Here is a 22630-nt window from a genome sequence, read left to right as displayed (position 1 = left end):
GCACCGGCCTCGACGCGGCCACCGGACGGATCGCGTCGAGTGACCGCAGCGCTTATCACAAGGGTACGAGATCCGCGCGGCGAGCGAAACCGTCGCGCCTGACCGACCGGGACATCAGGACGATCACGTGACAGCTGAGCACCAGCCCGCCCTCCTGCTCATCGCGCACGGCACGCGCGAGCCGTCAGCCGCCACGGAGATGGACGAGCTCATCGGGCATCTGCACGAGCGCGTAGACGCCCCGGTCGCGGCGGCGTGGCTCGAGGACTTCGCCGAGCCCGACGCGGTGACAGCGGCCGGGCAGCTCGTCGACGCCGGTGCGCGGGCCATTGTGACGGTGCCGTTCCTGGTGCTCGGTGCCGGTCACGCCAAGACCGACGTGCCCGCATCCGTCGCAGGGGTGCGAGCACGTCACCCTGAGGTGCCCGTCACCCACGGGCGGGTCCTGGGCCTGCACCCGGTGCTGTTCGACCTCGCCTGCGCGCGGATCGGTGCGGTCAGCGACGGTGACCGCGCCGACGAGGTGCTCGTCGTCACCGGAGCAGGGTCCAGCGACCCCGACGCGAACGGGGACCTCGCGAAGGCGGCCCGGCTGCTGGCCGAGCTGACCGGACACCGGTGGGTCGAGATCGCCTACGCCGGCGTCACGTGGCCGACGGCCGACGCGTTGTTCGCCCGCGTTCGTCGCGCCGGCGCCAGGCGCGTCGTGCGGTTCTCGTGGTCGCTGCTCGCCGGCCGGCTGGAGCGCCGCGTCGACGGGTGGGCGGCCGACGCGGCGGCCGACGGCCTGGACATCGCCGATGCCGGCCGGTTCGGTCCGGACCCGATGGTCGCCGACGTCGTGACGGACCGGTACCGCGAGGCGATCGCGGGCGACGCCCGCATGAACTGCGACCTGTGCGCCTACCGCGTCCCGCTGCCTGGCTTCGAGGGGCGGGTCGGCCTGCCGTCGGCCGGCGGCCTGGGAACCGCGGTCCACCCGTCGGCGACCACCTGACCGCCCGAGAACGTCAGTAGCCGACCTCGGGGTCGACCACGCCGATCAGCTCCTCGCCGGCCGCGAAGCGCCTGACGTTCTCAGCGATCCGCGCCGACAGCAACGGCTTGGCCATGTCCTCGGTGTTGGCCGTGTGGGGGGTGATCAGGCAGTTGGGCAACTGCCACAGCGGGTGGCCGTCGGGCAGCGGCTCTGGCTCGGTGACGTCCAGCGCCGCGCCGCCGATGACGTCCTCGCGGAGCGCGACGACGAGGTCCTCGGTGACGACGTGGGCGCCGCGTGCGACGTTGACCAGCCAGGCGTGTGGCTCCATGAGCTCGAACTCGACACGGGAGATGACGCCCGCCGTCTCGGGCGTCAGGGCGAGCGCCAGGACGACCACGTCGGCACCCTTGAGCGCCTCGTAGCGGTGGTCGAAGGCCAACACGCGTTCGACGCCGTCCATAGGCTCCGCGGTCCGGCGGACGACCGTGATCCTCGCCTTGAACGGCTCGAGAAGGCGAACGAGTTCGGTCGTGATCCCCCCGCCGCCGAAGATCGTGATCGACCCGCCGATGAGACTGATGCCCGCCTGGGCCGACCAGCTGACCTCCTGAGCGTACCGCGGCAGCTCACGCAGGCCCGCGAGCGCCAGCGCCAGGGCGTGCTCGGCCACCGGCTCGGCGTACACGCCCTTGCCCGACGTCCACACGCGCTGGTCGTCGAAGACCCCGGCGTCGGCGTACGGCTCCACGCCGGCCCACGGCAGCTGGACCCACTCGATGCCATCGTTGGCCTTGAGCAGGTCTGCCAGGTCGTCGGCCGCGTCCGGGTCGGTCCACACCAGCCCCCGGGCGTCGGCAGGCCCGACGACCTCGCCGCCGCCTTCGCGCACCGCCTCGGCGATGTAGTCGCGGGTTCCCTCGGGCAGGACAGCGATCGGCACGGCACTCACGTTGCATCCTCGGTCGTCGGCTCGGCGCATTGTGTCACGTCCTGCGCCCGGTCCGCTCAGGCCCGCGACAGGCTGATGGTCCGCGCGTGGGTGGAGCCGATGATCTCCGCTATGCGGTGCGCTATGGCGGGTGAAACCGCCGAGTCAGTGGTCATCGCGATCAGGGCGTCGCCGCCCATCTCGTGCCGCCCGACCTGCATCGTGGCGATGTTGATGTTCTCGTCACCCAGCACGCTGCCGATCCGGCCGATGATGCCGGGCCGGTCCACGTAGCGGAAGAACAGCATGTGCTCGCTGGGCTCCATGTCGATCTCGAAGCCCCACAGCTCGACCAGCCGCTCCTTGTCGTTCGGCCCGACGACCGTGCCGGCCACCGCATTGTCGCCGTTGGCCGTCAGCCGCACGAGCGACACGTAGTCGCGCGGCGCCGACGAGGTCATCGTCGTCAACTTGAGGCCGCGTTCCTCGGCGGTCAGTGGCGCGTTGACGTAGGTCACCGGCTCGTCGACGACGTCCGACAACAGCCCGGTGAGCGCGGCGAGGTTCAGCGCGCTGGTGTCCTCGTCGGCGATGCCGCCCCGGTACTCGATCGTGATCGCACTCGTCACACCCTCGTGCAGCGCGGTGAACAGCCGGCCGAGCTTCGTGGTCAGGCCCAGGAACGCCCGCACGTGGTCGGTGACCGCCGCAGACACCTGCAGGTTGACGGCGCTCGGCACGAACTCGCCGCGCAGCGCAAGGTCCACCGCCTCGGCGATCATCAGGCCGGCCTTGTCCTGCGCCTGCTGAGTCGACGCGCCGAGGTGCGGGGTCACCACGACGTTGGGCAGGGAGAACAGCGGGGACTCCGTCACCGGCTCGGACGAGAACACGTCGAGCGCGGCCCCACCGAGGACGCCGTCATCGAGCGCGGTCGCCAGCGCCGCCTCGTCGACGATGCCACCGCGCGCCGTGTTGACGAGCATACCGTCGGGTCCGAGCGCGGCGAGCTCCTCGGCGCCGACGATGCCTACGGTGTCGGAGGTGCGGGGGAGGTGGACCGTCACGACGTCGGCGATCTCGCACAGCCGCAGGGGCGACCCGACGAGCTGGATGCCGAGCTGGTCGGCCCGCTCGGTCGACACGTACGGGTCATAGGCGGCCAGCTTCATGCCGAACGCCGCGCACCGACGGGCGACGAGCGTCCCGACACGGCCCAGGCCCATGACGCCCAGGGTGCGGCCGTGCAGCTCGACACCCTGGAATGCGGTGCGTTCCCACGCACCGCCCCGGAGGCTGCGGTCCGCGGCAGGGACGCGGCGCGCGAGTGCGAGCAGCAGCGCGATCGTGTGCTCGGCAGCGCTGATCGTGTTGGACTGCGGGGCGTTGCACACGATGATCCCGCGCGCGGTCGCAGCCTCGAGGTCGATGTTGTCGACGCCGATGCCGGCGCGCGCGATCACGGTCAGGCTGCCGGCCGCCGCGATGACGTCGGCGTCGATCGTGGTTGCCGAGCGGACGACGACCGCGTCGTAACGACCGACGATGTCGAGCAGCTCCCGCTTGGACAGCCCGGTGCGGACATCGACGTCGTATGATGCCTCGAGCGCCGCCACGCCGGTGGCGGACAGCTTGTCTGCGATGAGCACGCGCATGGCTGCAACCTCTGCAGGGACGAGAGACGGGGCCAGAGTAGACAGGTCGTGCATGACGTCACAAAGCCCGGCCCCGCTCAGGCGGGCAGGGCTCCCACGCCACGCAGGGCCTCGCAGATCTCACGGGTCGCGGCGGCGCGGTTGAGCGTGTAGATGTGCAGCCCGGGCGCGCCCGCCGCGAGCAGGTCGCGCGACAACTCGATCGCGCGGCCGACACCGAGCGCATGGACTGTGGCCGGATCGTCCTCGACCGCCCGGAACGCGGCGTCGAGGTCGGCGGGGATGGTGGCGCCGGCCGCGGCCGCGAAGCGTCGCGTCTGCGCGGGGTTGGTGACGGGCAGCACGCCGGGGACGATCGGCGTCTCGCACCCGATCGCGCGCAGGTCGTCGACCAGCGCCACGTACTGCTTGACATCGAAGAAGAACTGCGTGATCGCGTAGCCGGCGCCCACCGCGCACTTCGCGGCGAGGTGGGCGATGTCGGACTCGCGCGACGGCGATGCGGGATGGCCCTCCGGGAAGGCCGCGACCCCGATCTCGAAGCCTCCGAGGCCGTCGAGCAGCGCCACGAGTTCGGCGGCGTACCGAAACCCGCCGTCGGTCGGGACCCACGTCCCCGCCGGCCCGTCCGGGGGGTCGCCACGCAGGGCGAGCACGTCGGTGACGCCGCGGTCGGTCAGCTCGTGCGCGAGTTCGGTCAGCTCCTCGCGGGTCGCCCCCACGCAGGTCAGGTGCATGACCGGCAGCAGGGCCGTCCGGTCGCGGACCCGCTCGATGACGTCCAGCGTGCGGTCGCGGGTCGATCCGCCGGCGCCGTAGGTCACCGAGACGAAGTCCGGTGCCAGGTCGGCGAGGCCCTCGATGGTGCGCCACAGCGTTCGCCGGCCCTGGTCGGTCTTCGGTGGGAAGAATTCGAACGACAGGGTCGGTGCGTCGGCACGCAGCAGCGACACGATGGATGCAGGCATGGCACGGAAGCCTACAGCCGCGCCGGCCGGCTCGACCGGCCGACGGTCGTCAAACAGTGACTACCCCGCCAACGCTGATGCGCGGTCAGTCGTCCTGGTGGGGCAGCCAGCTCATCATGGACCGCAGCGTCCGGCCGACCTCCTCGATCGGGTGCTCGGCCTGACGGCGGCGCTGCGCCATGAACGCGGGGCGCCCCGCCGCGTTCTCAAGGATCCACTCGCGGGCGAACCGGCCGTCCTGGATCTGGGTCAGCGCGTCGCGCATGCGTTCCTTGACACCGGCGTCGACGATGTAGTCGCCGCGGGAGTAGTCGCCGTACTCGGCGGTGTCCGACACCGAGTAGCGCATGCGGGCCAGGCCGCCCTCGTAGAACAGGTCAACGATGAGCTTGAGCTCGTGGAGGCACTCGAAGTACGCGACCTCCGGTTGGTACCCGGCCTCTGTCAGGGTCTCGAACGCCTTCTGCACCAGGCTCGACACGCCACCGCACAGCACGGCCTGCTCGCCGAACAGGTCGGTCTCGGTCTCCTCGGCGAAGGTGGTCTCGAGGACGCCGGCGCGGGCGGCACCGATACCCCTGGCGTAGGCCAGCGTCAGCTTCCGGGCGGTCCCGGTCGCGTCCTGGTGGATCGCCATCAGCGCCGGCACGCCCGTGCCCTCGGTGTAGGTCCGGCGCACCAGGTGCCCTGGCCCCTTCGGGGCGACCATGCACACGTCGACGCCCGCCGGCGGGACGATCTGGCCGTAGTGGATGTTGAAGCCGTGGGCGAAGAACAGCGCGTTGCCGTCGACCAGCCCGGGCTCGACCTCGGTGCGGTAGGCCTCAGGCTGCACCGTGTCGGGCATCAGCATCATGACGACGTCGGCACGCTTGACCGCGTCGGCGACCGACGTGACCTCCAGGCCGGCATCTCGCGCGCGCCCTCTGCTCGAGGATCCCTCGTGCAGACCGACGATGACGGCGACGCCCGACTCCGCAAGGTTGCGGGCGTGCGCGTGGCCCTGCGAGCCGAAGCCGAGCACGGCCACCGTGCGGTCGGCAAGCGGGTCGAGCGTGGCGTCGTCCTCGTAGTGGATCTGGACCATCGTGGCGTCCTCTATGTGAAGTGATGGATCTGCGGGCGGGTCAGGCGGAGCGTTGCAGGCGCAGCGTCCGGCCCTCGGTGATGCTGCGGGAGCCCCTGCCGAGCGCGATCATGCCCGATCGCACGAGCTCGCGGATGCCGTACGGTTCGAGCAGGCGCACGAGCGCTTCGAGCTTGTCGGCCGATCCGGTCACCTCGACGGTGACCGATTCGACGTCGACGTCGACGACCTTCGCGCGGAACACGTCGGCGATTTCGATGATCTCGCTGCGTGTCGTGCCGGTCGCGGCCACCTTGATCAGCTGCAGCTCCCGCTCGACGGCATCCGCCGGGGTCAATTCGACGATCTTGAGCACGTTGATCAGCTTGTTCAGCTGCTTGGTGACCTGCTCCAGCGGTGAGTGCTCGGCATCGACGAGGATCGTCATGCGCGACACATGGGGCGACTCGGTCGTGCCGACCGACAGCGACTCGATGTTGAACCCGCGGCGGCTGAACAGCCCCGCGACGCGGGCGAGGACACCCGGCTTGTTCTCGACGAGGACGCTCAGGGTGTGCATGCTCATCTGTTCTGGACCTCTCTCATGGACGTGCCGGTGGCTACGACGGCGGGACCATCGGCAGCCCGGCGCCTCCGGGCTCTCCCGCTCCGCCCTTGGGCGGGTCCTGACGGGCCGTCCACTCGTCGAGCGACTCGACGACGTCGTCGTTGCTGCCGCCGGCGGGCACGAACGGGAACACCTTCTCCTCGGGGTCGACGCGGAAGTCGACGAGGACGGGCGCGTCGCCGACGGCGAGGGCCTTGTCCAGGGTCTGCTCGACGTCCTCCGGCCGCTCACACCGGTACCCGGCGCAGCCCATCGCGTCGGCGAGCTTGACCAGGTCGGGCACATCGGTGCTCAGCTCGATCTGTGAGTAGCGCTGCTCGTAGAACAGCTCCTGCCACTGACGGACCATGCCGAGCACGCCATTGTTGATGACGCAGAAGATGACCGGGACGCGCTCGGTGGTCGCGGTCGCGAGCTCCTGCAGCGTCATCTGGAAGCTGCCGTCGCCGTCGATCGCCACGACGGGCACGTCGGGACGCCCGATCTTGGCACCGATGGCGGCCGGCACGCAGAAGCCCATCGTCCCGAGGCCACCAGAGTTGATCCACGTGCGCGGCGAGCGGTAGCGGACCAACTGGCTCGCCCACATCTGGTGCTGGCCCACACCGCTGACCACAATGCCCTCCCCGTCGAGCCGGCGACCCAGCGCGTGGATGACGGTCTGCGGCTTCAGCGGGCCGTCCGCCTGCTGGTCCCACCGCAATGGGTGCTCGTCGCGCCAGGTGCGAAGCCGATCCCACCACGGCTGAAGGTCGGCGGCGCTGGCGCCATCGGCCAGCAGGCGGCGCACGGCGTCGCTGATCTGCTGCGTCACGACCGCGCCGTCGCCGACGATGGGTACGTCGGGCTCGCGGTTCTTGCCGATCTCCGCGGGGTCGATGTCAACGTGGATGACCCGGGCGTATGGCGCGAAGGTCGTGAGGTCACCGGTGACCCGGTCGTCGAAGCGCGTGCCCAGCGCGATCAGCAGGTCCGACTGCTGGAGCGCGGTGATGGCGGTCCAGTGGCCGTGCATGCCCGGCATGCCAAGGTGCTGGGGGTGGTCGTCGGGGAACACGCCGCGGCCCATCAGCGTCGTGACCACAGGGAGCTCGAGCAGTTCGGCCAGCGCACGCAGCTGCTCGTCCCCACGGGCCTTGATCATCCCTCCGCCCGCGTAGATGACAGGCCGCTGCGCGTCGAGGATCTCCCGCGCTGCCTCGCGGACCATCTTGCTGTGCCCGCGGACCGTGGGACGGTAGCCGGGAAGGCTCAACTGGTCGGGGTAGCGATAGTCGAATGTCTCGACGAGCACGTCCTTGGGCAGGTCGATCAGGACCGGTCCCGGCCGCCCGGTGGAGGCGATGTGGAACGCCTCCTTGATCGCGCCGGCGATGCGGGCGGGGTCGCGCACGAGCTCATTGTGCTTGGTCACCGGCATCGTGATGCCGGTGATGTCGGCCTCCTGGAACGCGTCGCCACCGACGGCGGGCCGCGCAACCTGGCCGGTGACCGCCACGAGCGGCACCGAGTCCATGTGCGCGTCAGCGAGCGCGGTCACAAGGTTCGTGCCACCCGGACCGGACGTCGCCATGACCACGCCGACACGGCCAGTGGCCTGCGCGTAGCCCTCTGCCATGTGGCCGGCGCCCTGCTCGTGACGGGCGAGCACGTGGCGCATCGGGGAGTCGAGCAGCGGATCGTAGGCGGGAAGGATCGCGCCGCCGGGGTGACCGAACATCACCTCGACGCCCTCTGTCTCGAGGGTCGCGATCACGGCCTGGGCTCCGGTCATCTGCATGGGCACTGACCCTCTCAACCAAATAAGCCCTTCGCCGGGTGGCGGAGGGCTGCTGATCGTCGCTGTGCCGACTACCGTCCTCCGACCGTGGAGACGAGGGCTACGAGCACGATGAGCGACTGGCGGTCATCCCAGTGCTGGCTCATGGCAGTCCTCAGGTCGAGCGGGATGGCGCGCCTGGTCGCGCCACCAGCAGTCTGCGACGTGACGCGCGGCATTGCAACCCGGCTGCCACAAGGCGCAACGCTTCGCCGCCCACCCTCTGCTTCGCACAGAGGCGCGCCGCGAATGTCAACGACACCACATCTGTTATCTGTTGACCTCTCGCCACGACGGACCTGTCCGAGCGTCCAGTGCGCACGTCAGCCCTCGAAATCCGTCATGACCGGGCGGAATCGAGTACAGTGGTTCCCACCGCAAGGCACCATGCGGGGGGCGGGTTCCCGCCCCCTCCCCCCGCAGCCGGTGCACCCTTTCGGCCCGGCAGCGGGTGATGTCAGCGGACGAGTCCGTGCCGCATGGCCGTGACGACGGCCTGCACCCGGTCATCGGCCTTCAACTTCGTGTAGATCCGTGACAGATGGCTCTTGACCGTCTCCTCGCTTATGCAGAGTACGTCGGCGATGTCGCGCGTCGTGCCACCCGTCGCCATGACCTCGAGCACTTCCTGCTCGCGATGGGTCAGCGGCTCGATGCCCGCGTGGATCGCGAGCGGCCCGACACGCTCGAGGAACGGTCGCGTGACGTCCGGGTGGAGGAACCCCTTGCCCGCCGCGACCGCACGGACCGCCTGGATCAGCTCCTTGCGCCTCACGTTCTTGGGCAGGTAGCCGGCGACCCCGGCCGCGACCGCCCGCGTCACGGTGTCGTGGTCGATGAACATGGTCAGGGCCATCATCCTGGTGGTCACGTCGTGCTCCAGGATCTGGCGGACCGCCGTCAGGCCGTCCATGCCGATGAGGTTGACATCGACCAGCGCGAGGTCGGGCCGCTCGGACAGGACGATCTCGACCAGCTGCTCGCCAGACGTGACGATCGCCTGGACCTGCATGTCGTCCTCGAACGACAGCATGGTCGCGAGGCCGTCCGCCACAACGCCGTGGTCCTCGGCGATGACGATGCGGATGACCGCGCTGCCGGTGTGCGGCGGGTCGATGACCGGGGTGGCGAAGGTCACCATGTCGGCACCTCCAGCCGCACGGTCGTGCCCTTGTCCGGTGTGCCCGTGATGTCGAAGCTGCCGCGCGCCAGTTCCGCGCGCTGTCGCATGAGCGCAACCCCGTGGCTGCGCATGCCGACCTTCGTCGGGTCGAAGCCTCGACCGTCGTCCCGCATGAGCACCACCAGCCTATCGCCCTCGTGGCGGAAATCGACATGCACTGATGACGCAGCTGCGTGCTTCTCGACGTTGGCCAGCGAGCCGCGGACCGTCTCGTAGGCGAGGAGCTCGACGGCGAACGGCAGCTCGGGCATGGTGTCAGGGGCCTCGAACGTCGCGCGGACGCCCGTGCGGGCCTGCACATCCGCGAGCAGCCTGCGGACGCCCTCGGTGACGGTGCCTGGCACGAGGGTGCTCTGCCGCAGGGACTCCAGCGTGTCGCGCAGGGCGCGGATGCCATCGCTCACGGCGCCGGTCGCCTTCTCGACGACCTCGCTGGCCCGCACGGGATCGTCGATCTCGATGAGCATGTCCGCGTTGTCGATCTGCATCTGCGCCGCCGCGAACAGCGGGAGGACGTCGTCGTGAACCTCCATCGCGATCCGGCTGCGCTCGTGCGTCGCCTCCTCGAGGATCCGCGCGGTCAGAGCCGTGCGCGCCCGTTCGGTCTCGGCCAGCTCCGCCTCGACCTGCAGACGGGTCAGCGTCAGCCCGATCAGCGAGGCGGCCGCCTCCACGACCGCGCCCGGGTGCTCGGCGTGGCCGGACAGCACGATCGCGGCCGGCGCCGCTCCGGGGATCTCGACGCGGATGCCATCGGAGGTCGTGCCGTCGAGATCGACGGCGAGCACCCCGCCGTCGAGCGCTCGGTCGAGGATCTTGGTCGCGACCGGCGCGACCTCACCCGCGTCGTGGACGGTGAGCAGCTCGCCGGACAGCCGGTTGAGCATCTCGAGCTCGCGCACGCGGGCGGTGAGCTGCTCGGTCCGATCCTGCGCGATGCGCGCCGAGCGCTGCGCGGAGTGACTCAGCCAGAACGGCACGGCGACGAGGACGACCGACCACCGGCTGACGTCTCGGACCAGGACCACGATCAGCAGCGACATCATCGCGGAGACCGCGGCGTTCAGCGTGAACCTCGGGAAGGGGTTGGCCGACTCGGAGACGGCCTGCCGCCACGACCGGCCCCGACGCACGACGAGCATCACCGCGAGGAGCACGGTGTTGACCGCATCGAAGCAGACGACGGCCACGAGGGCGGCGGGCACGATCTGCCACGAGCCGCTGCCGAGGAGAGCGTAGACCGCCTCCACAGCGCCTGCCGACGCCGCGCCGGCGAGCCCGTACATCGCGCGGTTGAACACCGCCATGACCAGCGGCGCCTCACCCAGCACCTCACGCCAGAACAGCGCGCCCACACACGCGAACAGGGTGACCGCCGCTGGCGGATACAGCACGGCGGCCGCCGCGATGACGATGGGACCCAGCGGCGACTCCACGTCGACCTCGGGCAGGATCGACAGCGTGGTCAGGTTCGCGACAGCGATGAGCGGTATCCAGAACAATCCGTCCTGGAGATACGACGACGGGAACCCCGTCGCAACGATCACGCCGCAGCCGAGCGCCAGCACCGCGGAGTATGCGGTCATCAGGCGAGAGGGCGGCAGCCTGGTGGCAGCGGCCGTCTGCTGCGTTGCCGAGCCGGTCACCGTGTGATCCTAGTGCGACGCGGGGCAGCCCTGCGAGGCGCAACCCGCGGGAGATGCACGGTCACGTGCGGCGATGCCGCTCCGGCGCACGACGGAGGCCCGGCGGGCCGTCGGCCCGAGGTCCATGTCGCGACCGTCGGCCCGGAGGCACACAACGTGCAGAGGAACCGCTGACGGCGGTCACTCTGAACACATCGACGGTACGGGCGACGGTGTGGGCAGCTTCACATCGCTGAAGCGCTTACCAGCCAGCCTTGCGCATGTCTTGGTCACCTCCTGGGGGTCATCAACCGAAGCTCAAACATCTGTCACTCGGCTTCAACTACTAAAAGTAGTTGCCAAGTAGCTACATGTTTAACTTATACTCGAGCTGTTCACGGCTCGACACAAATCCGTTAAACAACCCCTCAGGTCGTGCACTCCGAGCACGGTATGAACGACACGCACTAGTCCGACGGCCGGAGACCGGACGAGGGAGACCGGACGAGTTCGAGGTCGAGTTGTAGGAACCATGACCCCAACGGGCTGCTCCCACGAGCCTTCTTCGACCACATCGCGTGACGCTTCTACGGCGCGGTAGCGTGGTCAGTTGACGTACGACCCAGGAGGGTCATCGATGCTGTTGGAGACCATCCGCTCGCCACGCGACCTTCGGCGCCTCGACGCAGCGCAGCTCGAACGGCTCACAGACGAGATCCGTCAGTTCATCGTCGAGGCGGTGTCGCGAACGGGTGGGCACCTGGGGTCCAACCTCGGCGCCGTCGAGCTGACGCTGGCGGTGCACCGTGTCTTCGACTCCCCGCACGACGTCGTGCTGTGGGACACCGGCCACCAGGCGTACGTGCACAAGATCGTCACCGGACGTCAGGCGGGCTTCGACGCGCTCAAGCAGGCGGGCGGCCTCTCGGGGTACCCCTCCCGCGACGAGTCCGAGCACGACTGGGTGTCCAACAGCCACGCCTCGACCATCCTGAGCTACGCCCACGGCATGGCGACGAGCTTCGCGCTGCGCGGGATCGACCGCCGCGTCGTCGCGGTCATCGGCGACGGCGCGCTGACCGGGGGCATGGCGTTCGAGGCACTGAACAACCTGGGCCACAGCGGCCGCCGCGTCATCATCGTGCTCAACGACAACGGGCGGTCCTACGCTCCGACGATCTCACGGCTCGGCGACCACCTGGCCCGCCTGCGCCTGAACCCGTCCTACGTCCACGCCCGCCGGGTGCTCGAGGACCGCCTGCGCGCGCTGGCCGGCATGGGCGAGGTCGCGGTCCAGGGCATCAACGGGATCAGCGCCGCTCTGCGTGAGGTCATCGAGCCACACGCCTTCTTCGAGGCGCTCGACGTGCGCTACACCGGTCCGATCGACGGCCACGACACCGCGCGCATCGAGCAGTCCCTGCGACACGCCGCGACCTACGACGGTCCGATCGTGGTGCACGTCAGAACGCAGAAGGGCCGCGGCTACGCGCCCGCGGAGACCGACGTCGAGAAGCGCCTGCACGACGTGTCGGCATTCGACCCGACCACCGGCAGGAGCGCGAGCCGTGGAGGCGGGCCCACCTACACGCAGGTGTTCTCCGACACGATGCTCGATCTGGCCGAGCGTCACGACGAGCTGGTCGCGCTCACCGCGGCGATGCCGGGTTCGACAGGCCTGCTCCCTCTGGCCGAGCGTCACCCCGACCGCGTCATCGACGTCGGGATCGCCGAGCAGCACGCCGTCACCGCCGCCGCGGGCATGGCCATGATGGGCATGCGTCCGGTGTTCGCGGTCTACTCGACGTTCCTGTCGCGAGCGTTCGACCAGATGAACCTCGACGTCGGACTGCACGGTAAGCCGGTCGTGTTCGCCCTGGACCGCGCCGGCATCACCGGACCCGACGGCCCGTCCCACCACGGCGTGCTCGACATGGCCCTCAGCCTGCGCGTGCCGGGAATGACGATCTTCGCACCGTCCTCGGCCGGCGAGCTGCGCCAGATGCTGACTGACGCGATGACCCTGGACGGACCTTCGCTGGTGCGCTTCCCGAAGGGCACGGCGCCTGAGGTGCCCGCCACCGAGGTCGGCCGCGGGCTGGAGGCGCGACGCGTCCGCGAGGGCACCGAGGTGTGTTTCCTCGCAGTCGGCAAGATGGTGCCCGCGGCGGACCAGGCCGCTCAGCAACTGGCCGCGGACGGGGTGTCGGCCACAGTCTGGGACGTCCGTGTCGTCAAGCCAGCGGACCCGGCCCTGCTCGACGATGCCGCGCGTCACGACCTGGTCGTCACCGTCGAGGACGGCGTGCGGCACGGCGGTGCCGGATCGTACCTCGCCGGCCTGCTGGTGGACCGCGACGACGCCGGGCGCAGCCCGCGGCTGCTGCACCTCGGCACCCCCGACGACTACGTCGACCACGGCAGCGCCGACCAGATCCACACGGATCTGGGTCTCGACGCCACGGGCATCGCCGCCGCGACGCGCAAGCTGCTCGGCGGCATCTAGGCTGCCCGCACCTGCGGGACCGGTCGGGGGCGGCGCAGCACCTCCCGCCCGGCGACCGCCAGCCTGCGCGGCGTCGGCACCGACGCCCGATGGTCGAACACCTGGTAGCCGGTCGCCTCGATGCGGTCGAGGATCTCACCGTAGAGCCGGTGGGCGATGCGGATGCAGGCCTGGCTGCGCGGCGCCAGCATCCCCCAGCCCTCCTCGGCCCGGCGGTACAGCATCCTGGTCCTGTCGATCTCGAACGCCAGCAGGCTGCGCAGCTGGGGCGTGACCCGCCGGCGGCGGAAGTGGTCCTCGGACACGTCGAAGCGCGCGAGATCCTCCTGCGGCAGGTAGATGCGCCCACGGTCCCAGTCCTCGGCGACGTCCCGCAGGAAGTTCGTCAGCTGAAACGCGATGCCGAGGTCCATCGCGCGCGCCCTGGCGTCGGGATGCCGGCCACCGAGCACCGGCAGCATCATCGCGCCGATCACCGCAGCCGAGCCGTACATGTAGCCGTACAGGTCCTCGTAGGTGTCGTAGCGGATGACCGTCAGGTCCATGGCCATCGAGCGCAGGAACGCCCGGAGGTCGTCGTGGGCGATGCCGAGCTCGTAGACGGTGGCCACCACGGCCTTGAGCACGGGATCGTCGCTGTGGCCGCGGTCCAGGCATGCGAGGAAGTCCGCGCTCCACGCCTCGAGCGCCGCACGGCGCTGCGCGTCGGACCAGTCGAGGTCGAAGTGGTCGACCAGATCGTCGGCGTAGCGCGCGAAGCCGTACAACGCGTGCACGTGATGCCGCTGGTGCCGGGGCAGGAACCGGGTCGCGAAGTAGTAGGTGCGGCCGTGTGCTGCGTTCAGCCGCCGGCACAGCTCGTAGCTGGTCGCCAGATCGACCCGACGATCGTCGGGCAGTCCGTCGGCGACGATCGCGGTCGACGGCGCGGGATGACGGTAGCCGGGCACCCCTTCGTGGACCGTCACGACCGCCGCCTCCGACGCGGGGTCGCATCCTTCAGGACGCGTTCGGCCGCGAGCTTTCCAGACACGAGCACCATGGGGACGCCGACACCGGGCACCGTGCTCGAACCGGCGAACACCACGCCCTCGACGGTCGGCGCGACGTTGCGCGGGCGGAACGGTCCCGTCTGGAGGAAGTGGTGGCTCGCCGCGAACGGCGTGCCTGCCGCCATGCCCTGGCGTGCCCAGTCGGCCGGCGTCACGACCGTGCTGGTCACGACCTCGGGCAACCCGTACCCGGCCTCCTCGAGTCGGCGCAGCGCCGCGCGCAGCTCGCCGGGCGCCCGGGCGTCCCAGTCGATGTCGTCGCCGCGCAGGTTCGGTGCCGGGAGCAGGTGGAAGCCGACGGCGCCACCGTCGGGTGCCATTGACGGGTCGCCCTGTGTCGGCACCGTCAGGAACCACGACGGGTCGCGTTGCATCCGTCCCGCGAGCAGGTCGTCGAACGACGCGCGGTAGTCGCGTGCGAAGTGGATGTTGTGGTGCGCAGCGTCCTTCAGCGGACCGCGAAGGCCCAGGTGGACGATCACGCACGACGGCGAGTAGCGCAACCGCTGCACGCGCCGCGGGGTGAGCTCGGGGCCGAGCAGGTCCCGGTAGGCGACCGGAAGATCCGCGTTGACGACGACGTGGCCGGCCGTCACGACCTCGCCGTCGACGGTGCGCACCCCGGTGGCACGTCCGGCGCGGACCTCGACGTGGGCCACCGCCGTCCCGAGCCGCAGGTCGACGCCACGACGGACAGCGAGGTCCGCGAGCGCCCGGCTGACCGCGTGGATGCCGCCAGCCGGGAAGAACACGCCTGCGATGCTGTCCATGTAGGCGATGATCGCGTAGACGCCGAGTGCCTCGTACGGGCTCATGCCCGCGTACATGGCCTGGAACGTGAACAGCCGGATGAGGCGCCAGTCCCGTAGATGGCCTGCGACCAGCGGGTACAGGCGCCGGAACCCGCCGAGCCGCAGCAGCCGCGTCATCACCACCGGGCGGGCCAGGTCGAGCACCGAGTCGAAGTTGGTGTCGATGAAGTGGCCGTACTCGGTCTCATACAACCGGCGCAGGTGGTCGGCGAAGGCGACGAACCGGTCCGCCTCGGCCGGCCCGCAGACGGCAGCGACCTCGTCGCGCATCGCATCGACGCTGCCGCGCACGTACAGATGGGACCCGTCGTGGAACTTCGCGCGGTAGGCGGGATCGAGCCGTTCGAGCTGCAGGTGGTCGGCGATGCGCTCGCCCGCCAGCTCGAACAGCTCCTCGATCAGGCCCGGCATGGTCAGCACGCTGGGTCCGGTGTCGAACGTGAAGCCGTCGCGCTCCAACCGCCCCGCGCGACCGCCGGGCACCGGCTCGCGCTCCAGCACGACGACCTCGCGTCCGGACACCGCCAGCCGGATGGCCGCCGCGAGGCCGCCGAGCCCTGCGCCGATCACGACCACACGGTCGCGCCCGGACGCGCGCAGCGCGATGTCAGGCATCCCGGAACAGCGCGCGGTCGGCGAGTAGTGCCAGTGCTCCCCGCGCCGGTGGGTCGACGGTGGCGATCGCCTGCAGCGCCCGGGCGTGGTGCCGCCCGACCTGCCGTTCGATCGTTTCGAGCGCGCCGCACTCCGTGACGACGGTGCGCACGTCGTTCGCCGCCCGCTCGTCGACGTCCGGGTTGCCCAGCGCAGCGGTCAGCACGTCCCGCTGGGTCCGGTCGGCGAGATCGAGGGCGGTGAGCATCAGCAGGGTGCGCTTGCCCTGACGCAGGTCGTCGAGCACGCCCTTGCCGGTGTCACCCGGGTCGCCGAACAGCCCGAGCACGTCGTCGCGCAGCTGGAAGGCCACGCCGACGGCGTCGCCGTAGCCGACGAGCGCCGCGTCCAGCACCGGGTCGACGCCGGCAATCGCGGCGCCGAGCTGCAGCGGGCGCGTCACCGTGTAGCGGCCGGCCTTGAGCAGCGCAACGGTCTGCGCCTGCTCGGGTTGTGCGTCGGTCGTCGCGGCGACCACCAGGTCGAGGTACTGTCCGGCCATCAGCTCGGTGCGCAGGTCGGTGAACACCCGGCGCGCCCGCTCGCGGTCCAGCGTGTCGAGCGGAGCGGCGTCGAAGAGCTCGTCGGCCCACACGAAGGCCAGGTCACCGGCCAGGATGGCCGCGCCCACACCGAACCAGTCCCCGTCACCGCGCAGTCCGGCGGCGCGGTGGTGCGCCGCCAGCGCGACGTGCACCGCCGGCCGCCCGCGCCGTCGCGTGCTGCGGTCCATGACGTCGTCGTGGATCAGAGCAAAGCTCTGGAGCAGTTCGAACGCCGCCGCCGTGTGCCAGATCGTGTCGGTGTGGGGTGCGCCGCCCGCGCGGTACCCCCAGTAGACGAAGGCCGGCCGCATCCGCTTCCCGCCGGTGAGCACCAGCTGGTTGACGGCCCGCACGATGGGCGCCAGCCGGGGGTCGAGGTCTGTCAGCTGACGCTCCCGTGCGCCGAGGAACTCCGTGAGGAGCGCATTGACGGGTTCGGAGACCACGCGCAGCGGGTCCACGGTCAGGTCGACTGCCGACGACGTGTCAACCATCGTGCGCGTCGAGCAGGGTCCACGGTCGCTTCATCACCGTCTCCGCCTTCGTGGGCCAGGCAATGGTAGGACCCGAGGGTCCTCGGAAGGCGTGACGGGCCCGTTCGCCCGCCGGTTACAGCCCGCCGCGCCGCTCATGACATGTCCCTACCGCTGACGCTGCTCGAGGCACTCATGCGTCGTCGACCAGCCGGGCGCGCAGCAGGTCGTTGACCAGGGCGGGGTTGGCCTGCCCGCGGCTGGCCTTCATGACGGCGCCGACCAGCGCACCGATCGCCTTGTGGTTGCCGTCCCGGACGCGCTGCGCGGCGTCGGGCTGCGCGGCGATCGCCTCGTCGACCATGCGCCCGAGCTCGCCGGTGTCCGACACCTGCTCCAGGCCACGGTCGTGAGCGACCTCGGACGGTGCCCCCTCGCCCGCGAGGACGCCGTCGAGGACCTGCCGGGCCAACCTGGTCGACAGCGTGCCGTCGTTGACCATCGCGACGAGCTCGGCGAGGTGCGCGCCCGTCAGCGTCAGGGCCGACGGATCGACGCCGTGCTCGTTGCTCCAGCCGAGCACCTCGTTGGTCAGCCACTTCCCGGCGTCGCCTCCGGGCGCGCCGGCCGCAACGGCTTCGTCCAGGACGTCGGCCAGGCCCGCCGAGACCAGTGTCGCCGCCCGGTCGGCGTCCAGCCCCAGGCCGCGCAGGCGGGCTCGGGCGGCCGCCGGGAGCTCCGGCAGCCCGTCGCGCAGCTCATCGATCCACGCTGCCGGCGGCTCGATCGCGACCAGGTCGGGATCCGGGAAGTAGCGGTAGTCGAAGACTTCCTCCTTGGCCCGCAACGTCGAGGTGTGCCCGGCGTCCTCGTCCCAGTGCCTGGTCTCCTGGGTCACCGGGACGCCGTCACGCAGGAGGTCGCCCTGGCGCTCGATCTCGTGGGTGACCGCCCGTCCCAGGGACCGGATCGAGTTGAGGTTCTTGACCTCCACCCTGGTGCCGAACACCGTGTGGCCGCGCGGGCGCAGTGAGATGTTCGCGTCGCACCGCATCGAGCCCTCCTCGAGCTTCGCGTCGCTGATGCCGAGCGCCAGCACGATCGCACGCAGCTCGGCCAGGTACGCCTGCGCCTGCGAGGCCGAGCGCAGGTCGGGCTCGGAGACCACCTCGAGCAACGGGATCCCGGCGCGGTTGTAGTCGACAAGGCTGTAGTCGGCGCCGTGGATGCGCCCGGACGTACCGACGTGGACCGTCTTGCCGGTGTCCTCCTCCATGTGGACGCGATGGATGCCGACGCGCGTCGTCTGCCCGTCCAGGTCGAGGTTGAGGTGGCCGCGCTCGCAGATCGCCACGTCGTACTGCGAGATCTGGTAATTCTTCGGCATGTCCGGATAGAAGTAGTTCTTCCTGTGGAACTGGCTGTGGTCGATGATCTCGCAGCCCAGTGCCAGGCCGAGCCTTATGGCGTAGTCGATCGCTCGCGCGTTGGGGACTGGCAGCGAACCGGGCTGGCCAAGGCAGACAGGGCAGGTGCGGCTGTTGGGCTCGCCCCCGAAGTCGGTGGCGCAGCCACAGAACATCTTGGTCGCCGTCGACAGCTCGACGTGCACCTCGAGGCCGATCACGGCCTCGTACTCGGTCGCCTGCTCGATCGGGCCGCTGCTCATGCTGGTCGCACCTTCTCGTCACTCCGTCCGGCCGACGATGGGCGTGCCGTGCCCGCCGGACGGATCGGGGCCGTCATGCCACGCCGAGGGTGTGGCGCCGCGCAGACGTCTCCGCTCATGTCTTCGTTCGAACGGCGGCCGGCGCATGCAGCGCGTTGGCGCCGCGTGGCACCGGGTCGAACGCCAGCTCGGCCTCCAGGGCCCGTGCGGCGCGGAACAGGACGGCCTCGTCCAACAACGGCGCCACGAGCTGCACGCCGACCGGCAGGCCGCTGTCGTCGAGCCCGGCCGGCATCGACAGCGCGGGCATGCCTGCGAGGCTGGCCGGCACGGTGAACACGTCGTTGAGGTACATGGCCAGCGGGTCGTCGGTCTTTGCACCGATCTCGAACGCCGTCGACGGCGAGGTCGGGCTCAACACCACGTCGCAGCGCTCGAAGGCGGCCTCGTAGTCACGGATGATCAGCGTGCGCACGCGCTGGGCGCTGACGTAGTAGGCGTCGTAGTAGCCGGCCGACAGCGCGTACGTGCCGATCATGATCCGCCGGACGACCTCGGGCCCGAACCCTGCGGAGCGCGTGGCGGCCATCATGGCCTCGGTCGTGTCGCCGTCGACCCGCAGGCCGTAGCGCACCCCGTCGTAGCGGGCGAGGTTACTCGACGCCTCGCTGGGCGCGATGAGGTAGTAGGCGGCGATGCCGTACCGGGCGTGGGGCAGGCTGACGTCGACGACGTCGGCACCGAGCTTGCCGAGCAGCTGCGCCGCCTCCCGGACCCGGGCCGCCACACCGCGCTCGACGCCCTCGTCCAGCGCCTCGGACACGACACCGACGCGCAGGGCCTCGACGCCGTCCTCCAGCGTCGCCGCGAGGCGCGGCACGTCCTCGGGGATCGACGTCGAGTCGCGGGGATCGTGACCGGCGATGGCCGTGTACAGCCGCGCTGCGTCGGTGACCGACCGCGCGAAGGGGCCGACCTGGTCCAGCGACGACGCGAAGGCGATGAGCCCGTACCGGCTGACGCGGCCGTACGTCGGCTTCACGCCGACGACACCGCACAGGGCGGCCGGCTGACGGATGGAGCCGCCCGTGTCGGTGCCGATCCCGAGCGGCGCGAAGTGCGCCGCGACCGCGGCGGCCGACCCACCGGAGGAACCCCCGGGCACGCGGCCGAGGTCCCACGGGTTCCGGGTGACGCCGAAGGCGGAGTTCTCCGTCGACGAGCCCATCGCGAACTCGTCCATGTTGGCCTTGCCGACCAGCACCGCGTCCGCATCCCGCAGCCGCGTCACGACGGTCGCGTCGTAGGGCGGCCGGTGATCGGCGAGCATGCGCGAGCCACATGTCGTGGTGACCCCGCGCGTGCACAGGACGTCCTTGAGCGCGACCGGGACGCCGGCCAGCGGCCCGACCGGCTCGCCGGCCAAGCGCCGTCGGTCGATGTCCCGCGCGTGGTCCAGAGCCTGCTCGTCGAGCACGGAGAGGAACGCGTGCACCTCGCCGTCGTGCTCGGCGATGCGTGACAGGTGGGCGGCCACGACCTGTTCCGCAGAGACGTCGCCGGCGTCGAGCATGCCGAGCAGGCTGGTCGCGTCGACGGCGACCGGGTCGGTCGGCCTCCCGGCCGTCATCACGCGTCCTCGTCGATGATGCGCGGAACGCGGAAGCGGCCGTCCTCGATCGCCGGTCCCGTCGAGAGCGCCGCCGCGGGCTCCAGCGACGGCCGGACGTCGTCGTCGCGCCAGACGTTGGTCAGCCGATAGGCGTGGCTGGTCGGAGGGACGTCGGTGGTCGCGACCTCGTCGATCTGCTCGGCGTAGCCGAGGATCCGACCGAGCTCCTCGCGCAGCTGCTCGAGCTGGTCGTCGTCGAATGCGAGGCGTGCGAGGTTCGCGACATGGCGGACGTCGTCGATGCTGAGGGTCATGGTGTGCATGCCTGCCGATGCGTGGTCGGAGATGGGCCCGACGCTACCATCGCCGCCTCCACGCCAGCGCTGCTACGTCGCCGCGTCGTCGACCGGACCGACGCCCGCCGGCAGCTCACCGGTCTCCAGCAGCCTGACGAACGCGGCCTCGTCGAGGATGGGTCGTTCCAGCTCGCGCGCACGGTCCGCCTTCGATCCGGCGTCGCTGCCGACGACCACCGCCGAGGTCTTGTTCGACACGCTCGACGTCACCTTGCCGCCACGGTCCTCGACCGCGCGCTTCGCCTCATCGCGGGTGTAGCCCTCGAGGCCCCCGGTCAGAACGAACGTCCAACCCTCCAGCGTGCGCTCGACCTCGACCCGATCAGTGGTGGTGCGCACGCCGAGCGCCACGAGGTCGTCGACGAGGGCGGCGTTGCGCTCGTTCGCAAAGAAGGCGGCCACGGCCTCGGCGATGATCGTCCCGATGCCGGTCACCGCGGCGCTCACCTCGACGTCCGCGGCGCGCAGTGACGAGAGGTCCCCGAACGCCCGGGCCAGCAACCGGGCGGTCGTCCCGCCGATGTGGCGGATGTTCAGGCCGATCAGCAGACGCTCGAGCGGCTGCTGCTTGGACTGCTCGATGCCGTCGAGCAGCATCGCGACCTTCTTCTCGCCGAATCCGTCGAGCGCGAGAAGGTCGTCGGCCCGCAGGCGGTACAGGTCAGCGAGGTTGGTGACCAGCCCGGAGGCCAGCAGGGTTCGCGCGGTCTCGTAGCCCATCCCCTCGATGTCGAGCGCACCGCGGGCGGCGTAGTGCGCGAGCGACTCGAGCCTCCGATTGGGGCAGTCGATGTTCGAGCAGTAGCTGGCGGCCTCGCCGTCGAGGCGCTCGATGGGTTGACCACAGAACGGGCAGGTGTCCGGCATCCGCCAGGGGCCGGCCTCCTCGACCTCGGACGGCCGCTTGGTCGGCATGTAGCCGACGACCTCGGGGATCACGTCACCCGCCTTGCGGACGATGATCGTGTCGCCCGGCCGCACATCCTTCGCCCGCGCCTGGTCCTCGTTGTGCAGGGTGGCCAGCTGGAGGGTCGACCCCGCCACCAGGACGGGGTCGAACGAGGCGAACGGCGTGACCTTCCCGGTGCGCCCGACGTTGACGAAGATGTCGCGCAGCACCGTCTGCTGCTCCTCGGGGGGGTACTTGTGGGCGATCGCCCAGCGTGGCGCGCTGCTCGTCGAGCCCAGCCGCCGCCGATGGCCGAAGTCGTCGACCTTTACCACGACGCCGTCGATCTCGTAGGTCGGGTCGTGGCGGTGCTCGCCCCAGTGCTCGATGAACGCGAGCACCTCGTCGATGGCGTCGAACGTCCGCGTCTCGGCGGCCACGGGCAGCCCGGCCGCCTCGAGCAGCTGCAGGAACGCCTGGTGCCTGTCGACGTCGAGGCCGTCGGCCACGCCCATGCCGTGGCAGATGAGCGCGAGCGGACGCGTGGCGGTGATGCGCGGGTCCTTCTGACGCAGCGCGCCGGAGGCGGCGTTGCGCGGGTTGGCGAACCGCGGCTCTCCCGCCTGCTCCCGCGCGTCGTTCATCGCGTTGAACTCCGCAACGGGGTAGTGGATCTCGCCGCGCACCTCGAGCACCGCGGGCGGGTCATCGAGGTCGAGCACGACCGGGATGCCCGAGACCTCGCGGATGTTGGCGGTGACGTCTTCGCCGGTATCGCCGTCGCCACGGGTCACGGCCCGCACGAAGATCCCGCGCTCGTAGCGGACGCTGATCGCCACCCCGTCGATCTTGAGCTCACAGGTCCAGGATGGCGTCGCGCCCTCCAGGTTGCGCTCGACCCGCTCGATCCACTCGCGCAGGCCGGCGGCGTCGAACACGTTGTCAAGCGACAGCATCCGCTGCTCGTGGCGGACCGTGGCGAACGCGCCGGACGGCGCCGCACCGACCCGGTGGGTCGGCGACGCCGGGTCGTCGAGCTCCGGGTGCTCCTCCTCGATGGCGCGGAGCCGCTGGAGCATCTCGTCGAACGCGGCGTCGGGGATCTCGGGATCGGACAGCAGGTAGTAGCGGTAGCGGTGGCGTTCGAGCTCGGTACGCAGCTCGGCCACCTCACGGCGCAGATCGGCGTCAACCATCGGCGGAAGTCT

17 protein-coding genes are annotated in these 22630 nt (G+C 70.6%); 2 read left to right on the top strand and 15 right to left on the bottom strand.

Going from position 1 to position 22630, the window contains the following annotated elements; genetic code table 11:
- Positions 1-127 precede the first annotated feature (127 nt).
- Positions 128-997, top strand: a complete 870-nt coding sequence (locus VK923_10260; protein HSJ45053.1) for a sirohydrochlorin chelatase — start codon at positions 128-130, stop codon at positions 995-997.
- Between the two features lie 13 nt (positions 998-1010).
- On the opposite strand, the gene VK923_10255 is transcribed toward VK923_10260, so the two are convergent.
- From VK923_10255 to VK923_10220, 8 genes are all read right to left on the bottom strand, one after another.
- Entirely contained in the window at positions 1011-1931 is a 921-nt protein-coding gene (locus tag VK923_10255; protein ID HSJ45052.1) for a D-isomer specific 2-hydroxyacid dehydrogenase family protein, read from the bottom strand.
- A gap of 56 nt (positions 1932-1987) precedes the next feature.
- Positions 1988-3565, bottom strand: coding sequence for a phosphoglycerate dehydrogenase (gene serA, locus VK923_10250; protein ID HSJ45051.1), 1578 nt, complete (start codon positions 3563-3565; stop codon positions 1988-1990).
- Between the two features lie 77 nt (positions 3566-3642).
- Positions 3643-4533: a methylenetetrahydrofolate reductase [NAD(P)H] gene (gene metF, locus VK923_10245; protein ID HSJ45050.1), complete on the bottom strand. Its 891-nt coding sequence runs from the start codon at positions 4531-4533 to the stop codon at positions 3643-3645.
- 85 nt (positions 4534-4618) lie between these two features.
- Positions 4619-5620, bottom strand: coding sequence for a ketol-acid reductoisomerase (ilvC, locus tag VK923_10240; GenBank protein HSJ45049.1), 1002 nt, complete (start codon positions 5618-5620; stop codon positions 4619-4621).
- 40 nt (positions 5621-5660) lie between these two features.
- Complete coding sequence (gene ilvN / locus VK923_10235; protein ID HSJ45048.1) at positions 5661-6185, bottom strand: acetolactate synthase small subunit; 525 nt, start codon at positions 6183-6185, stop codon at positions 5661-5663.
- A gap of 34 nt (positions 6186-6219) precedes the next feature.
- Entirely contained in the window at positions 6220-8007 is a 1788-nt protein-coding gene (locus tag VK923_10230; protein ID HSJ45047.1) for an acetolactate synthase large subunit, read from the bottom strand.
- Positions 8008-8503: 496 nt separating this feature from the next.
- Positions 8504-9187, bottom strand: coding sequence for a response regulator transcription factor (locus tag VK923_10225; GenBank protein ID HSJ45046.1), 684 nt, complete (start codon positions 9185-9187; stop codon positions 8504-8506).
- Positions 9181-10875: a sensor histidine kinase gene (locus tag VK923_10220; GenBank protein HSJ45045.1), complete on the bottom strand. Its 1695-nt coding sequence runs from the start codon at positions 10873-10875 to the stop codon at positions 9181-9183. The genes VK923_10225 and VK923_10220 overlap by 7 nt, the downstream gene beginning before the upstream one ends.
- Before the next feature lie 616 nt (positions 10876-11491).
- Here VK923_10220 and dxs point away from each other — a divergent pair.
- Complete coding sequence (dxs, locus tag VK923_10215) at positions 11492-13360, top strand: 1-deoxy-D-xylulose-5-phosphate synthase (GenBank protein HSJ45044.1); 1869 nt, start codon at positions 11492-11494, stop codon at positions 13358-13360.
- Here dxs and VK923_10210 read toward each other — a convergent pair.
- From VK923_10210 to ligA, 7 genes are all read right to left on the bottom strand, one after another.
- Positions 13357-14328, bottom strand: coding sequence for a phytoene/squalene synthase family protein (locus VK923_10210; protein ID HSJ45043.1), 972 nt, complete (start codon positions 14326-14328; stop codon positions 13357-13359). The two genes, dxs and VK923_10210, sit on opposite strands and share 4 nt — an antisense overlap.
- On the bottom strand, positions 14325-15839 hold the full coding sequence (gene crtI, locus VK923_10205; GenBank protein HSJ45042.1) for a phytoene desaturase family protein: 1515 nt from the start codon (positions 15837-15839) through the stop codon (positions 14325-14327). The genes VK923_10210 and crtI overlap by 4 nt, the downstream gene beginning before the upstream one ends.
- A complete protein-coding gene (locus tag VK923_10200; protein HSJ45041.1) occupies positions 15832-16917 on the bottom strand; it encodes a polyprenyl synthetase family protein in 1086 nt (361 codons plus the stop codon). The genes crtI and VK923_10200 overlap by 8 nt, the downstream gene beginning before the upstream one ends.
- Positions 16918-17089: 172 nt before the next feature.
- On the bottom strand, positions 17090-18565 hold the full coding sequence (gene gatB / locus VK923_10195) for an Asp-tRNA(Asn)/Glu-tRNA(Gln) amidotransferase subunit GatB (GenBank protein ID HSJ45040.1): 1476 nt from the start codon (positions 18563-18565) through the stop codon (positions 17090-17092).
- Between the two features lie 115 nt (positions 18566-18680).
- On the bottom strand, positions 18681-20195 hold the full coding sequence (gene gatA / locus VK923_10190) for an Asp-tRNA(Asn)/Glu-tRNA(Gln) amidotransferase subunit GatA (protein HSJ45039.1): 1515 nt from the start codon (positions 20193-20195) through the stop codon (positions 18681-18683).
- On the bottom strand, positions 20195-20491 hold the full coding sequence (gene gatC, locus VK923_10185) for an Asp-tRNA(Asn)/Glu-tRNA(Gln) amidotransferase subunit GatC (protein HSJ45038.1): 297 nt from the start codon (positions 20489-20491) through the stop codon (positions 20195-20197). Before gatC ends, gatA begins: the two co-directional genes overlap by 1 nt.
- A gap of 72 nt (positions 20492-20563) precedes the next feature.
- Positions 20564-22618 (bottom strand): NAD-dependent DNA ligase LigA, encoded by a 2055-nt coding sequence (gene ligA, locus VK923_10180; protein HSJ45037.1) that lies wholly within the window; start codon positions 22616-22618, stop codon positions 20564-20566.
- Positions 22619-22630 lie beyond the last annotated feature (12 nt).

This window comes from Euzebyales bacterium (genome assembly GCA_035461305.1).
In the GTDB taxonomy this organism is placed as follows: Bacteria; Actinomycetota; Nitriliruptoria; order Euzebyales; family JAHELV01; genus JAHELV01.
This window is presented reverse-complemented; position numbering and strand designations above follow the sequence as displayed.

What these genes read in the sequence shown, in the direction of transcription:
- gatB (HSJ45040.1), bottom strand. Translation starts at nt 18,565, where the DNA reads ATGAGCAGCGGCCCGATCGAGCAGGCGACCGAGTACGAGGCCGTGATC.
- metF (HSJ45050.1), bottom strand. Translation starts at nt 4,533, where the DNA reads ATGCCTGCATCCATCGTGTCGCTGCTGCGTGCCGACGCACCGACCCTG.
- dxs (HSJ45044.1), top strand. Translation starts at nt 11,492, where the DNA reads ATGCTGTTGGAGACCATCCGCTCGCCACGCGACCTTCGGCGCCTCGAC.
- VK923_10200 (HSJ45041.1), bottom strand. Translation starts at nt 16,917, where the DNA reads ATGGTTGACACGTCGTCGGCAGTCGACCTGACCGTGGACCCGCTGCGC.
- serA (HSJ45051.1), bottom strand. Translation starts at nt 3,565, where the DNA reads ATGCGCGTGCTCATCGCAGACAAGCTGTCCGCCACCGGCGTGGCGGCG.
- crtI (HSJ45042.1), bottom strand. Translation starts at nt 15,839, where the DNA reads ATGCCTGACATCGCGCTGCGCGCGTCCGGGCGCGACCGTGTGGTCGTG.
- gatA (HSJ45039.1), bottom strand. Translation starts at nt 20,195, where the DNA reads ATGACGGCCGGGAGGCCGACCGACCCGGTCGCCGTCGACGCGACCAGC.
- VK923_10230 (HSJ45047.1), bottom strand. Translation starts at nt 8,007, where the DNA reads ATGCAGATGACCGGAGCCCAGGCCGTGATCGCGACCCTCGAGACAGAG.
- gatC (HSJ45038.1), bottom strand. Translation starts at nt 20,491, where the DNA reads ATGACCCTCAGCATCGACGACGTCCGCCATGTCGCGAACCTCGCACGC.
- VK923_10225 (HSJ45046.1), bottom strand. Translation starts at nt 9,187, where the DNA reads ATGGTGACCTTCGCCACCCCGGTCATCGACCCGCCGCACACCGGCAGC.
- ilvN (HSJ45048.1), bottom strand. Translation starts at nt 6,185, where the DNA reads ATGAGCATGCACACCCTGAGCGTCCTCGTCGAGAACAAGCCGGGTGTC.
- ilvC (HSJ45049.1), bottom strand. Translation starts at nt 5,620, where the DNA reads ATGGTCCAGATCCACTACGAGGACGACGCCACGCTCGACCCGCTTGCC.
- ligA (HSJ45037.1), bottom strand. Translation starts at nt 22,618, where the DNA reads ATGGTTGACGCCGATCTGCGCCGTGAGGTGGCCGAGCTGCGTACCGAG.